This is a genomic window from Kitasatospora mediocidica KCTC 9733 (assembly GCF_000744225.1).
GTDB classification, from domain to species: Bacteria; Actinomycetota; Actinomycetes; order Streptomycetales; family Streptomycetaceae; genus Kitasatospora; species Kitasatospora mediocidica.
Genome location: NZ_JQLN01000006.1, coordinates 690,786 through 703,695, shown reverse-complemented (window position 1 = coordinate 703,695; position 12,910 = coordinate 690,786). Strand labels below are relative to the sequence as shown.

The window sequence follows — 12,910 nt, the reverse complement described above, 5'->3', positions numbered from 1 at the left end:
CCGGTCAGCATTTCGTCACAGCAGTGAACAAATTAGTGGACGAGACCCCCCGGAGGGAAGGAGCCGGCCGCCCGACGGAGGCGGTCGCCGGATGAAAATTACGCCGGACCGCCCGATCGTCCGCCGCAGCTCAGCCCCTGCTGCGGCGCGGCCGCCGGGAAGCACCGTTGACGCCTCCCAGTCCTCCGGCGACCCTCGGGTCACCGTCGGCTCCGCTCCCCCGTCCCCACCCGCGGCGCATCCGGCGGTACCCACCCGTCGAGAGGAACACGTCCATGTCCCTGCGGCCCCCATCGAGCAGGTTACGCCTGCCCGCCGCGCTGGCCTGCCTGGCCCTGCTGGCCGCCGGCCCGCTGTGGAGCACCGCGTCGAGTGCCGGCGCGGTGGCCCCCGCCACCACCACGGCGACGGTGAGCGTGAACGCCGCGCAGTCGCTCGCCACCGTCCCCACCACCGCGATCGGCACCAACGGCTCGGTCTACGACAGCAAGTTGACCGACGCCGCCGTGCCCGGGCTGTTGAAGCAGGCCGGGGTCGGCCTGGTCCGCTTCCCGGGCGGCAGCTCGTCCGACAGTTACGACTGGAAGACCAACAGCGACCTCACCAACGGCACCCAGGCAGTCGACTTCGACCAGTACGCCACCATGCTCCAGCAGTCCGGCGCCCAGGGCATGGTGACGGTCAACTACGGCAGCGGCGACGCGGTCGGGGCCACCGAGTCCCCGGCCGAGACCGGTGCCCAGCTCGCGGCCGACTGGGTGCGCTACGCCAACGTGACGCACGACTACCACGTCAAGTACTGGGAGATCGGCAACGAGATCTACGGGAACGGGACGTACGGCGCCGACTGGGAGACCGACAAGCACTGCGCCGCCGGAGCCGACCCGGCCAACTGCGGTCCGGCCGTGTACGCGCAGAACGCCAAGGCGTACATCGCGGCGATGAAGGCGGTGGACCCGACCATCCAGGTCGGCGTGGTGCTCACCGCGCCCGGCAACTGGCCGGACGGCACCACCTCGGCCGGCAGCCCGCAGCCGTGGAACCAGACCGTGATGACGGCACTGGCCGGGCAGATCGACTTCGCGGACGTGCACTGGTACCCGCAGAACCCGAGCAGCGTCACCCCGCCCGGGCCGACCGACTCCGGTCTGCTCGCCTCCCCCGCGCAGATCCCCGCGATGGTCGGCACGCTGCGCTCCCAGCTCGGCCAGTACGCGGGCAGCAGCTCGGTGCCCATCATGATCACCGAGACCAACTCGGTCTCCTCCAATCCGGGGAAGCAGACCGTCGGCCTGGTCAACGCCCTCTTCCTGCCGCAGGACTACCTCGGCTGGCTCACCAACGGCGTGGCCGGGGTGGACTGGTGGCAGATCCACAACGGCATCGTGACCGGTAGTGACAACGGCGCCGGGCTCTACGGCTCGGCGACGTACGGCGACTACGGCATGCTCGCCGACGGCAGCTGCGCCCCCGGCAGCGGCAGCGGCACGCCGCTGTGCGAGCCGGCGGCCGACACGCCGTTCCCGGCCTTCAACGGCATGACCCTGCTCGGCCGGTTCGTCCACCCCGGGGACACCCTGGTCCAGGCAAGCTCCGACCAGTCGCTGCTCAAGGCCTACTCGGTGAAGGCCGCCGACGGCTCGTTGCGGGTGCTCCTGGTGAACAACGATCCGGCCAACAGCTACCAAGTGGGCCTGGACTACGCCGGGTTCGTCCCGGCCGCCGGCACCGCGCCGGTGACCACGATGGCCGGCGCCACGGCCGCGCTGACCACCACGAGCACCGGCACCGCCGCGTCGCAGACCGTCGCTCCGTACAGTGCGGTGCTGCTCACCCTGCAACCCGGCGGCGCGACCGGCGGCGGCAGCTGCAAGGTCGGCTACTCGGTGAACGACTGGGGCACCGGGTTCACCGCCACCCTGGTGCTCAGCAACACCGGCAGCACACCGGTGAACGGCTGGACGCTCTCCTTCGGCTGGCCCGGCAACCAGCAGGTCGGCAGCGGCTGGAACGCCAACTGGGCCCAGTCCGGCAGCACGGTGACCGCCACCAGCCTCTCCTACAACGCCGCCCTGGCACCGGGGACGAGCACCACGATCGGGTTCAACGCCGCCTACTCCGGAGGCAATCCGGCTCCGAGCGGCTTCACACTCAACGGCCAAAGCTGCGGCTGACGGGGTGACAGGGTGACGGGGGCGGCCGCCGGTGCACGAGCACCCGGCCGCCCTCCTCGCGCATTCCCGGTCGCCGGGATACCCCCGGATCGAACGGCCTGATGCTTGCTGACTGACCGCCGGCGTGGTCACCGACACGTTCGACTCGCGGCCGGTCACCGCCGCGAGCACTCCCCGGCCGCCTCAGCGCGCGGTGCCGCCGCCGGGGCGCGGGGCGCCGCGCCGCACCCAGCCGATCGCCCGCCCGCGCACGCTCGGGAACGTGTGAATGACCTTGATGCGTGACTTGATGGTGTCCTCGGTCGGATCGGAGCCGAGGTGATCTGTTCGGTGAGGACGGTGCCGTGGGTGATCGGGACGGCGGCCAGCTCGATCAGTTCAGGTGGGGATGTGCCGTTGCCTTCGGTGTCGACGACCAGCAGGCGGGGCCAGGTGTCGTAGTCCAGGCGGTTCCTCCGGGCGGGACGTGGGTGGGCCGGGCGCCGGCTGTCGAGAGGGCCGAGGGCCGGCGCCCGGTCGAGGGCGGGCTGTTAAGCGGGGGTGGTGCGCGGGCCGGGGATGGCGCGGTCGCGTTGGAGGTCGAGGAGTTCGCGGAACAGGCCGTCCTGCTGTTCGGCGAGTTCCTGCCAGGTGCCGGTCTGGATGACGCGGCCTTCGTCCATGACGATCACGCGGTCGGCGACGGCCGCGTTGGCGATGTTGTGCGTCACCAGCAGGGTGATGCGTCCGGGGGCGAAGGCGCGCAGGGTGGCTGGTCGGGCCCTATGACGTCGGTGGCCCTGAGCGGGGCCGGGGGCTATGCGCCCGAAGCGCCGTCAGCGCGCACCTGGTTATCTCGTCGGACGTGCCGGCAGCGTCGACCGTGACGAGGAGATCCTGCCTGGCGTAGTGCTGGGCAATGGGTTCCAGCCACGCGTCGCGGGACCTGAACTTACTGCGGATGCTGTTCTCATTGTCGTCCCCGCGTTGATAGAGCTCACCGCCGCAGACGTTGCAGACGCCATCGACGCGCAGCTGATCCACCTCTGGCTCGAAGCGGTGGGTCCGGTCGTCGCGGCAGAAGCGACGGGCCGCCAGCCGGCGGACGTGGCGCTCCACCTCCGCCTCGGAAAGGCGCAGGTGGAGCACGCCGTCGAGGGGTTTGCCGAGCTCGCGGAGCAACTGGTCCAGAGCGAGCGCCTGGGCGGCACTGTTCGGATATCCAACGAGGAGGAAGTCCGGCTGGTCCGCTCCGTGCAGGCGGTCGCGGGCGACCGCGGTGATGATTTCTTCAGGGAGCAGGCTGCCGGAGTTCATGATCTCGGCGGCTCGGATCCCCAGCTCAGTGCCCCGGGAGAGGTGGGTACGCATGAGATCGCCGAAGGAGATCCGAGGCACTCCCAGGGCCTCAGCCAGCAAAGCGGCCGGGGCTTCGTGCCTGAACACTGGCGGTTGGAAGAGGACGACGCGCATGAGCCCATCATTCCTTGGCTCGGCTCTGGCTCAGATCCATGGGCCCGTGTGCAGCTTGGACGCGCTGATCGGAGGTTCCACACGACTTGTCCAATCGGACATCCGCTGTACAAGGCGCCCGCGTCCGCGCTGCCAAGGCAATCCTGGCTCGTCGACGGTAATCGTGCCGACGAAAGTGCTGCCGCGGCCCGCCTGAAGCGACTCTGCCTGACGAGTGGCCAGCTGGAGGAGGTGAGACAAACCGAACAGGTGGCGTGACACCCGGTAGTTATACTGTAGCGCTAAGGCACCACGCAGGACGCGTACCGCCACTACCTGGCGGACAACACAGATGACGGAGCATCGTATGGCTGACGCAGTAACCCCCAAGGTCATGTGGGCACAGAGGTTGGATGAGATCTACCTGACCATCGATGCGGAAATGATGAACACGACGGCCGACATTGCTCTGACCGAGACCCGGATCGACTTCAAGGCCACGGGGCTCTCCGGCGAGAACTACGCCTTCAGCCTCGAATTCCTGCATGAGGTCCTCCCCACCCCGGCACGTCGGGAGAACGAGGTTCGCTCGCTACTGCTCGTACTGACCAAGAAGAAGGCGGGCTCGTGGGCGACGCTGCAGAAGGGGCAGAAGCTCGCTTTCGTCGGGGTCGACGCGGAGCGGTGGAACGAGACGAAGGCGGAGGAGGACGAGCAGGAAGGGGATTACGGTATGGACGAGGACCTTCGTCAGACGCTCAACAAGCTTCCCGGCCGGTAGCCCGGCGCGGCGCACGGACACCTTCACCACCCGCTGTCCTGTCGAAGTGGATCTGTCAGGTGGCGAGCTGTTGACCTGCTGGGGTGCCAGGTCGTTTGAGAAGTCGGAGGCCCGGGGTTCTCGGGCGACCTGGCTTTCGCGGAAGTCGCGATCTCGGTAGAGGCAGAGTCTCCGGTAGAGGGGGTCCTGGGTTCCGACCAGACCCAGATCCATCGCCCCCCTCGGCTCGGCGTTCCTGCCGAAGCGACCGTGACAGGTACTGCGAGAACCGGATCTTCCGGCCCACGCGGCAGACCTCCTACGTCCACATCGACGCGCTGTTCGGCGAGGCGGGCCGCAACGTCATCGACTGGGACCTCATCGAGCAGCACTTCAAGGGCCTGATGCGGGTCGCGTTGTCGGTGCGCGAGGGCAAGGGCTCCTCCGTGCTGCTGCTGCGGCGCCTGCGCTCGGGCTCGCGCAAGAACGCCCACTACGCGGCGTTCCGCGAGGTCGGGCGGGTGATCCGCACCATCCAGCTGCTGCGCTACCTGACGGACCCGCAGATGCGCCGGCGGGTGACGGCCGCGACCAACAAGGTCGAGGCGTACAACGGCTTCTCCGAGTGGGGGCGCTTCGGCAACCGGGGCGTCATCACCGACAACGACCCGGTCGAGCAGGAGAAGGCGGTCAAGTTCAACGCCCTGCTCAGCAACTGCCTGATCTTCCACAACACCCTGGACATCGCCCAGGCGGTGCGCGAGCTGCAGGCCGAGGGCTGGAAGGTGGAGCCCGAGGACCTGGCCGAGGTCTCGCCCTACCTGACCGAGAAGATCATGCGGTTCGGCGAGTACTCCACCCACGAGCTCGACCTGGCGCCGGAAGCGTACGAGCCGCACCTGGACGTCGACTTCGCCAAGCTCGACCCACAGGACCAGGCAGGCCCCGAGCGGTAGCGGGTACGTGGCCGGGGGCCGGATCCACCTTCTGCGACTCCGGCCCCCAGGGGTTTCCCGGCTAGTACTCCAGTCTGACTTCGCGATCTTGTCGCCGGGCGTAGCCCCTCACATGGCGGGAAGTCTGATGGCGCACGTATATCGCGTTGTGGGTTCGGCGGTGCCGCCATAAGGTCACCGGCATGTCTCTACGTCTTCGTATGCGTCAAGCACTGCCGGAAGCGATGCGCGCCCGTGACAAGGCCGCGGTGAGTGCCCTGCGCGCAACGCTTGCTGCGCTGGACAACGCTGAGGCGGTGCCCGTCGACGAAGCTGAGCTTAGCGGCGTGGCCCTTGAGCATTCGCCGGTTGGTGTCGGTACCACCGAAGCAGCGCGGCGTGAGCTGAGCGAGCGCAGTGTGGTGGATATCGTGCGCGCCGAGGCCGCCGAGCGACTGGAGGTTGCAGCGCAGTTGACTGCGCCCGCGCACGCTAACCGAGCCGAGCGGCTCCGCACGGAGGCCGCCGTACTGCATCGCTTCCTCGATGGCCCCGGCACCGCATAGGACACGGCGTCGCAGTACGTCAGAAGCGATGTAGGAGCAGGGCTGGGCACGAAGCCCGCCAGAAGGGCGGATCCGAACCGTCCCGCCCGCAGCAGCGACCCGATCGACCTGACCATCCCGGAGATCCGCCACCTGATCGGCGCCCTGCAGAAATGGCCAGCCGCATCAGTGAACTCGCTGCTGGCCTGGTCGATCTGGCGCAGAAGCCACCAAGCACAGGCCAGACGCTGCCACTACCGACGGCGCCTTGCCGCCTTCTCGTCCACCTAGATCACGAAGTCGCACTGGAGTACTAGGCCGGGTGAGCAGGGCGGGGCCAACTCCGAGCCAGCGACCGACTGTCGACATCCCGCGAGCTCCTGATGCCCGCTGACGTCCCGAGCTTGTGGCCAGCGGCTTCCCCCTGAGCGCCGCCCGGTCGTTGAGGCCACACTCAATCCGGGAGGTCCGCGACATCCTGCATCTTCTGGTCGAAGGTCACGCTCACCACAACCTGGTAAGCCACGATGTGTACGGATCCATCTGACAGCAAGACGCGGGCTTCACCGCACTGCCAGATGCGCTTCCAGCTCAGCACGATCCGCACAGCGGCGCGTTCTGGGACCGTGACGCTGATTTCCTCCTCGAACAGGTGCGTACTGCCGATCGCGAGCGAGAGCGTACTTTGCAGTTCGGCTTCGATGCTCCCCTTTGCCGAGAGCCAAAGCAGGCTTGCGGTCACGTCACCGTGCACGGTCTGACTGTGGCTTCCGCCCAGGGTCAGAGTGCGAGTCCACTCGCGGCTGGCCTTCAAGGTGCGAGTGACTGGGGCAGGACTGGCGCGGTTATCGATCAGACGTACGTCCTCACCGAGCGATTCCTCAATGCGTCGCGTCTGTGTCACTTCCATGACCCGGGCGTCCGCAGCCCCGGTCTCAGATAGTGAGGATGTTGGTGGGTCTTCGAGGCTTTCGAGGCGTCGAAGTGTGACTTTGGACCAGTTGCTCTTCTCCATGACGTACTCGCCCCGGAAGCGGACGACCTGATGAGGCTCTACCAGGACAGAAAGCGTCTCACTGTTCCTCACGCCGAGCAGGCTGAGCGGTGGCGCGACGCGGAGTTGCACACGATGGGCGCCTGGCGGCACCGGGATGTCGACTACTCGCCGGGCGCGCAGCATGGCCACCTGAACGTCGTCGATATACACCCTGAACTTGTACAGCGGATAGTCGTCTCGCCCGTCTCGGGATATGTGTACTGTCCCACCGGGCCCCGATGCCTGACCAATCATCAGGCAAGTATGGCTGGGTGTCGCGCATCCGGGCTCGCAAACGACCCTTTCCGGGAGCAAGATCGGAAATGGACGTCGAGGGCAGTCCGGACGCCCGATCTCTGGCGTGACGGACCCTCAGGACACCATCGAGAGCGACGCCGACGACGTCGAGCGCCACGACTGCCCCCGCTGCGGCGTTCAGCCTGGCTCACCCTGCCGATCTCGCTCGGGCGCGGTCGCCGGGATCTACCACACCGGCCGCTTCAAGAAGGTGGCCCGGCTCGCCAAGCTGCTGCGGGTGCCGACCCCCGCCGACCGCGGCCCCGGTCAGCCCTGGCGGCCCGGCACCCCGCCGCCGGCCGCGCCCGAGTCGGACACCCCGGGCGCCGACATCCGCATCGGGTACGCGAGGTGCAGCCACCTCACCCAGGAGCTGCAGTCGCAGCTGGACGCGCTCAGCGCGCACGGCATCCCCCGGGACAAGATCTTCTCCGAGAAGATCAGCACCCGCATCCGGGTCCGCCCCCAGTTCGAGGCCGCCCTCACCCTCGCGCGCGAGATCAAGGCCCACGCCCCGCACTGCCGGGTGCTGTTCACCGTCTACGAGATGAAGCGGCTCGGCCGCGACGCCGCCGAGCTCACCGCGCTGGCTGACCACCTCAGCGCCCACGGCCTGGCCCTGGAGATGCCGGCCGGCCCGCTGCCCGGCATCTACGACCCGTCCGGCCCCGGCCGGATGCTCTTCGGGTTCTTCGCCGCGATGGCCGAGACCGAGCGCGAGAGCATCCGCGAAGCCACCCTCGAAGGGCTCGACGCCGCCGCCCGCAAGGGCAAGCGCGGCGGCCGGCCGCCCGTCATCACCGACGACATGCTGCACACCGTGCTGCGGCGCCGGTCGGCGGGCGAGTCCGTCGAGCAGATCCGGCCCGACCTGATCATCCCCACCGGCAAGCGCAAAGGCCAGAACCCTGGTCTGGCCAGCATCTACCGGGCACTGGCCGAGTACGAGAAGCGCCAGGCGTACCCCGAAACCGTCGCCCAGGCCGAAGCCGACTTCGCGGCTCTCCGAACCGGCTGACGACGGATCCGCCTACAAGATCATCTCAGTGTGGGTTTTGCAGGCACCTTGGCCGGACCCCTATGAAACTGCTCCCCAATTTCGCCGGGAAAAATGAGCGGAGCCGTTCACGACCTCGGTCGGGGCTCAGCCGGCGCCGCCCGGTCGCTGACGCCGAATCAGGTCAGCGACGGCGGCCGAGCAGCTCAGGTAGGGCGAGTGGCTGGTGTCCCACGTTTCCGTGCGAGAGCAACGCCCGGCGAAACGGTCCGGGAGTGGAGTCGCTATGGTTCGGTCCTGCTGCCCACGGAGGTAGATCGAAGGGGTGTCCCGCCAACTCACGCGAGTGGGCGTGGCGTCGAAGATCGACGGGGGTTCCGGACGCAACAACTCCAGCGCACGCGTGGCCGCCGGTTCGTCGACGTCGCCGAAGAGCTTCGCCCGAGCGTCATCCAGGTCCAAGTTCGACGTAGTGAGCGGGCTGATGCCAGGCTCCGTGAAGGATGGTCACGTCAGTCACTTCTGCACACTACCGCTCTTGGCCCGACCGAGGGCACGTACTTGGCCCTCTCGAACAACGCTGCGCACGCCACGGGACGCGCCCGGTGGTCACTCGGCCCGGAACGAGGGGTGCAGCCGCCGGGTGTGGTCCACCTCCCGCACCGCTCCGGTCAGCCGGAGCGCAACCGTGTGCCGGACGTCGGTGCTCGAGGCCGCAAGCCGCAGCTCCAGGTCTCCCGGCTCCACGATCCGCCGCCCGGCCCGGCCGGTGAACGAGGCCAGGTCCGCGGGCACCGTGATCCGCAGCCGGGCCCGCTCCCCCGGCTTCAGGGCGAGCCGGTGATAGCCGACCAGTCGCTGCACCGGCTGCACGACCGAGGCGACCGGGTCGTGCAGGTAGAGCTGCACGACCTCGTGGCCGGCCCGGTGCCCCGTGTTCGCCACCGTCAGCAGCAGTTCGAACTCACCGCCGGTGTCGGTCCGGTCGCGCGTCACCACGGGCTCGGACCAGCTGAACTCGGTGTACCCGAGACCGTGTCCGAACCCGTAGGCCGGTGTCGGGTCGGTGCTCGACACGCTGCCGGCCTGGGCGAGCCGGGGCGCCAGGTAGCCGGCCGGCTGCCCGCCGGGCCGGGCCGGGATGCTGATCGGCAGCCGCCCCGAGGGGTTCACCCGGCCGCTGAGCACTCCGGTGGCCGCGCGGGCGCCCTCCTCGCCGGGGAAGAAGGCCTGGACGACGGCGGCCGCCTCGGTCACCGCCCGCCCGAGCGCGTAGGGGCGCCCGGCCAGTAGCACCAGCACCACGGGAGTGCCGGTGTCCAGTAGCGCGTCAAGCAACGTCCGCTGCGCGCCGGGGAGTTCCAGGGACTCGGCGTCGCAGCCCTCGCCGCTGGTGCCGCGCCCGAACAGGCCCGCGCGGTCGCCCAGGGCCAGCACCGCCACGTCCGCGTCGCGGGCCGCCGCCACCGCCTCGGCGAGGCCGGAGGTGTCGCCGGTGTCGATGCCGGTCCCGGCGGCGGTGACCACCTGCGCGCCCGGGAACTCCTCCCGGACCCGCTGCAGCAGGGTCGGCAGCTCGATGCCGGGCGGCAGATCGGGGTGCAGGCTGCCGACGTGCACCGGGAACGAGTAGCAGCCCAGCAGCGCCTGAGCGGTGTCCGCGTTCGGGCCGACCAGCGCGATCCGCTGCGGCCGGTCCAGCGGGAGGGTGCCGTCGTTGCGCACGAGCACCACGGCCGCCTCGGCGATCCGCTCGGCGAGGGCGCGGTTGGCGGGGCCGTCCAAGTCGATCCGACCGAGCAGTGCGGCCTCCTCGCCCGCCGCGCCGTCCAGGCCGGCCAGCGCGCTCGGCACGGGCGACCAGTCCGGGTCGAGCAGGCCGAGCTGCACCTTCTGCACCAGTACCCGGCGCAGCGCGCGGTCCACCAGGTCCTCGTCGATCCGCCCGTCCAGCAGGCCGTCCAGCAGGGGCCGCCCGAACGTCTTGACGGTCGGGAGTTCCACGTCCACCCCGCTGGCCAGCGCCGTCAGGGCCGCGTCGGTCCAGTCTGCGGCGACGCCGTGCAACAGCTTGAGGAACGCGATGCCGAAGTAGTCGGCGACCACGGTTCCGGTGAACCCCCAGCGCTCGCGAAGCAGTCCGGTGAGCAGGTCCGGGTCGGCGGCCGAGGGGATGCCGTCGGTGTCGGTGTAGGCGTGCATGACGGAACGCGGCCGGCCCTCGCGCACCGCCATCTCGAACGGCGGCAGGACCACGTCGGCGCGCTCGCGCGGGCCCATCGAGACGGGGGCCAGGTTGCGGCCGGCCCGGGAGGCCGCGTAGCCGGCGAAGTGCTTCAGGGTGGCGACGATCCCGGCGGACTCCAGACCCCGCACGTAGGAGGTGGCGATGGTGGCAACGAGGTACGGGTCCTCCCCGATGGTCTCCTCCACCCGGCCCCACCGCGCGTCGCGGACCACGTCCAGCACCGGGGCGAGGCCCTGGTGGATCCCCACCGAGCGCAGGTCGCGCCCGATCGCGGTGGCCATCTCGCGGATCAGCTCCGGGTCGAAGGTGGCGCCCCAGGACAGCGGAACGGGGTAGGCGGTCGCTCCCCAGGCCGCGAATCCGGCCAGGCACTCCTCGTGGGCCAGCGCGGGGATGCCGAAGCGGTTCGCCGCGGCGATCCGCCGTTGTGAGCGGGCCAGCGACAGCGCGCCCAGCGCGGGGTCGACGGGCGCTGTGCCGAACGGGCGCGTCAACTGCCCCAAGCCGTCCGGCAGTAGCGCCTCCAGGTCGATCGAATCCTCCAACTCGTGCTGGTGCGGTGCGACTTCACCACCGTCAGCGCCAGCGCCGACCCAGACACCGACCAGTTGGGCGATCTTCTCCCGGATCGTCATGGCGGCGATCAGCGCGTCGGCCCGCGCGTGCGGGTCGAGCGACGGGTCGCGCCAGGGTTGGTCGTCCTGCCTCACGGATTTCCTCACTTTCCGCCCATCCCCATCAGGCCCTGGACCAGGGCGCGGCGGGCGAACAGGTAGACGCCGAGCACCGGCAGCATCGACAGCACCACGGCACTGAGCAGGCCGGGCGCGTTCACCCCGTGCTCGGTCTGGAAGCTGTAGAGACCAAGGGTGATGACCTTGGTCGAGTCCGACTGGGTGAGCACCAGGGGGAAGAGGAAGCCGTTCCACGCCTGGAGCGAGGCGAACACCACGACGGTGGCCAGTCCGCCCCTGGACAGTGGCAGCACCAGTTGCCAGAACACCCGCCAGGGCGAGGCTCCGTCCACCGCCATCGCCTCGTACAGCTCGGGGGTGATCTCGCGCATCGTCCCGGTGAGGATCAGGGTGCAGATCGGCAGGCTGAAGGCCGCGGTGGGGAGCACCACGCCGGTCAGGTCGTCGTACAGGCCGGCCTTGCTGATCAGGTAGAACATCGGGACGATCACCGCCTGGGCCGGCACCGCGAGCCCCAGCAGGAAGACCCGGAAGACGGTGCGCACGCTGCGCCGTCGGCTGCGCACGATGGTGTAGGAGAGCGGTGGCACCAGCAGCAGCACCACGGCGACCACGCTCACCGTGACCAGGCAGGTGTTGGCGAGGTCCTGGGCGAAGCCCTGGGACAGGGCGTCGGTGTAGTTCCCCAGGGTCAGCCGCTTCGGAAGGGTGAGCGGGCCATTGGTGGCGTAGTCCGACTGGGTGCGCAGGGTGGTGGTCAGCAGCACCACCAGGGGCAGGCCGACGACGCCGAGCCAGACCAGCGAGCCCAGCCCGGCCAGGTAGTTCGCACGGACCTGCCGGCGCGTCATATGACGGATCATCAGATCCCCTCCGTCCCGGCCCGCATGGCGTCGTAGCCGGACAGTCGCACCATGGCCAGCGACACCAGCGTGGCGACCAGCACCAGCACCAGCGCGATCGCCGAAGCCTGGCCGAAGTCGAAGCTCTTGAAGCCCTGTTCGTACATGTAGTAGGCGCTGATCGTGGTCTCGGTCCCCGGGCCGCCCTGGGTGAGGATCAGCACGGTGTCGAAGGTGGTCAGCCCGCCGACCACCATCAGGACGGTCGAGGTGACCATGGTGGTGCGCAGCTGCGGGAGCGTCACGTGCCAGAACTGCCGTAGCCGGCCGGCGCCGTCGATGGCGGCCGCCTGGTAGAGCACCTGCGGGATCGCCCTGGCGGCGCCCTGGTAGATCAGCGTGTGCAGCGGGGTCCACTGCCAGGCGCCGACGAAGGCCAGCACCCCGATGGCACCGTCGCGGCTGCCGAGCAGGTTGCCGTCGCCGAACAGCCAGGGCGCCTGGGCGGGCAGGCCGAAGTTGGGGTCGAGCAGCGCCCGCCAGAGCACCGAGACGGCGGTGGCGGAGAGCAGCAGCGGCACGAAGTAGATCGCGGACAGGATCGCCCGGTGGCGCTGGTGGCCGGCCGCCCAGACCCCGAGCAGCAGGCTGATCGGGGTCTGGACCAGCACGCCCAGGGTGGTGAGCAGTGCGCTGAGCCAGAGGCTCTTGAGCATCACCGGGTCGTGCAGCAGGGCGGTCCAGTTGGCCAGTCCGGCAGCCCGCGGTGAGTCGACGCCGTTCCACGCGGTGAACGAGAGCACGGCGACCAGGGCGAGCGGGACCAGGGCGAACACGGCGAAAAAGGCGGTGGCGGGCAGCGCCCAGGCCAGGCCCGGGCGGGTCAGGCCGGCGCCGCCGGCCGCGGGTGAACGGGTCATCGGTCGAGACCTCCGTACTCGGCCGGGTGG

The 12,910-nt window shown here is 69.6% G+C and carries 11 protein-coding genes and 1 pseudogene; 6 read left to right on the top strand and 6 right to left on the bottom strand.

Features of this window, described 5'->3' with window-relative positions:
- Nucleotides 1–275: 275 nt before the first annotated feature.
- Nucleotides 276–2,174: a cellulose binding domain-containing protein gene (locus tag BS80_RS29455; protein WP_051967350.1), complete on the top strand. Its 1,899-nt coding sequence runs from the start codon at nt 276–278 to the stop codon at nt 2,172–2,174.
- A gap of 530 nt (nt 2,175–2,704) precedes the next feature.
- On the opposite strand, the gene BS80_RS29450 is transcribed toward BS80_RS29455, so the two are convergent.
- Together BS80_RS29450 and BS80_RS44165 are read right to left on the bottom strand one after the other, a co-directional pair.
- A complete protein-coding gene (locus tag BS80_RS29450; RefSeq protein ID WP_035803745.1) occupies nt 2,705–2,884 on the bottom strand; it encodes a hypothetical protein in 180 nt (59 codons plus the stop codon).
- A gap of 52 nt (nt 2,885–2,936) precedes the next feature.
- The gene (locus tag BS80_RS44165) at nt 2,937–3,524 is read right to left on the bottom strand and encodes an adenylate kinase family protein (RefSeq protein WP_408607448.1); all 588 of its coding nucleotides are present in this window, start codon (nt 3,522–3,524) and stop codon (nt 2,937–2,939) included.
- 448 nt (nt 3,525–3,972) lie between these two features.
- On the opposite strand from BS80_RS44165, the gene BS80_RS29440 reads away from it, so the two are divergent.
- The 4 genes and pseudogenes from BS80_RS29440 to BS80_RS44290 form a co-directional block, all read left to right on the top strand.
- Nucleotides 3,973–4,386, top strand: a complete 414-nt coding sequence (locus tag BS80_RS29440; RefSeq protein ID WP_035803743.1) for an alpha-crystallin domain-containing protein — start codon at nt 3,973–3,975, stop codon at nt 4,384–4,386.
- An 83-nt stretch (nt 4,387–4,469) separates the two neighbouring features.
- Entirely contained in the window at nt 4,470–5,321 is an 852-nt protein-coding gene (locus tag BS80_RS39830) for a Tn3 family transposase (protein ID WP_083975525.1), read from the top strand.
- 224 nt (nt 5,322–5,545) lie between these two features.
- Nucleotides 5,546–5,866 (top strand): GatB/YqeY domain-containing protein, encoded by a 321-nt coding sequence (locus tag BS80_RS39825; RefSeq protein WP_083975523.1) that lies wholly within the window; start codon nt 5,546–5,548, stop codon nt 5,864–5,866.
- A gap of 48 nt (nt 5,867–5,914) precedes the next feature.
- Nucleotides 5,915–6,136: pseudogene (locus BS80_RS44290) on the top strand (IS701 family transposase); the annotation flags it as partial.
- Between the two features lie 163 nt (nt 6,137–6,299).
- Here the strand turns inward: BS80_RS44290 and BS80_RS41230 are convergent.
- The gene (locus BS80_RS41230) at nt 6,300–7,052 is read right to left on the bottom strand and encodes a hypothetical protein (protein WP_157536665.1); all 753 of its coding nucleotides are present in this window, start codon (nt 7,050–7,052) and stop codon (nt 6,300–6,302) included.
- Nucleotides 7,053–7,242: 190 nt separating this feature from the next.
- Here BS80_RS41230 and BS80_RS29420 point away from each other — a divergent pair, with 190 nt between their 5' ends.
- Entirely contained in the window at nt 7,243–8,196 is a 954-nt protein-coding gene (locus BS80_RS29420) for a recombinase family protein (protein ID WP_035803732.1), read from the top strand.
- 588 nt (nt 8,197–8,784) lie between these two features.
- On the opposite strand, the gene BS80_RS29410 is transcribed toward BS80_RS29420, so the two are convergent.
- Genes BS80_RS29410 through BS80_RS29400 form a run of 3 tightly spaced genes read right to left on the bottom strand, consistent with a single transcriptional unit; the run spans nt 8,785 to nt 12,880 of the window.
- Complete coding sequence (locus tag BS80_RS29410; protein WP_232246687.1) at nt 8,785–11,133, bottom strand: beta-xylosidase/alpha-l-arabinosidase; 2,349 nt, start codon at nt 11,131–11,133, stop codon at nt 8,785–8,787.
- Nucleotides 11,134–11,141: 8 nt separating this feature from the next.
- Nucleotides 11,142–11,969 carry a carbohydrate ABC transporter permease gene (locus BS80_RS29405; protein WP_035803725.1) on the bottom strand — a complete coding sequence of 276 codons (828 nt, stop codon included), beginning with the start codon at nt 11,967–11,969 and terminating at the stop codon, nt 11,142–11,144.
- A gap of 11 nt (nt 11,970–11,980) precedes the next feature.
- A complete protein-coding gene (locus BS80_RS29400; RefSeq protein WP_035803723.1) occupies nt 11,981–12,880 on the bottom strand; it encodes a carbohydrate ABC transporter permease in 900 nt (299 codons plus the stop codon).
- Nucleotides 12,881–12,910: the final 30 nt, after the last annotated feature.

What these genes read in the sequence shown, in the direction of transcription:
- BS80_RS29455 (WP_051967350.1), top strand. Translation starts at nt 276, where the DNA reads ATGTCCCTGCGGCCCCCATCGAGCAGGTTACGCCTGCCCGCCGCGCTG.
- BS80_RS44165 (WP_408607448.1), bottom strand. Translation starts at nt 3,524, where the DNA reads ATGCGTACCCACCTCTCCCGGGGCACTGAGCTGGGGATCCGAGCCGCC.
- BS80_RS29440 (WP_035803743.1), top strand. Translation starts at nt 3,973, where the DNA reads ATGGCTGACGCAGTAACCCCCAAGGTCATGTGGGCACAGAGGTTGGAT.
- BS80_RS39825 (WP_083975523.1), top strand. Translation starts at nt 5,546, where the DNA reads ATGCGCGCCCGTGACAAGGCCGCGGTGAGTGCCCTGCGCGCAACGCTT.
- BS80_RS29405 (WP_035803725.1), bottom strand. Translation starts at nt 11,969, where the DNA reads ATGACGCGCCGGCAGGTCCGTGCGAACTACCTGGCCGGGCTGGGCTCG.
- BS80_RS29400 (WP_035803723.1), bottom strand. Translation starts at nt 12,880, where the DNA reads ATGACCCGTTCACCCGCGGCCGGCGGCGCCGGCCTGACCCGCCCGGGC.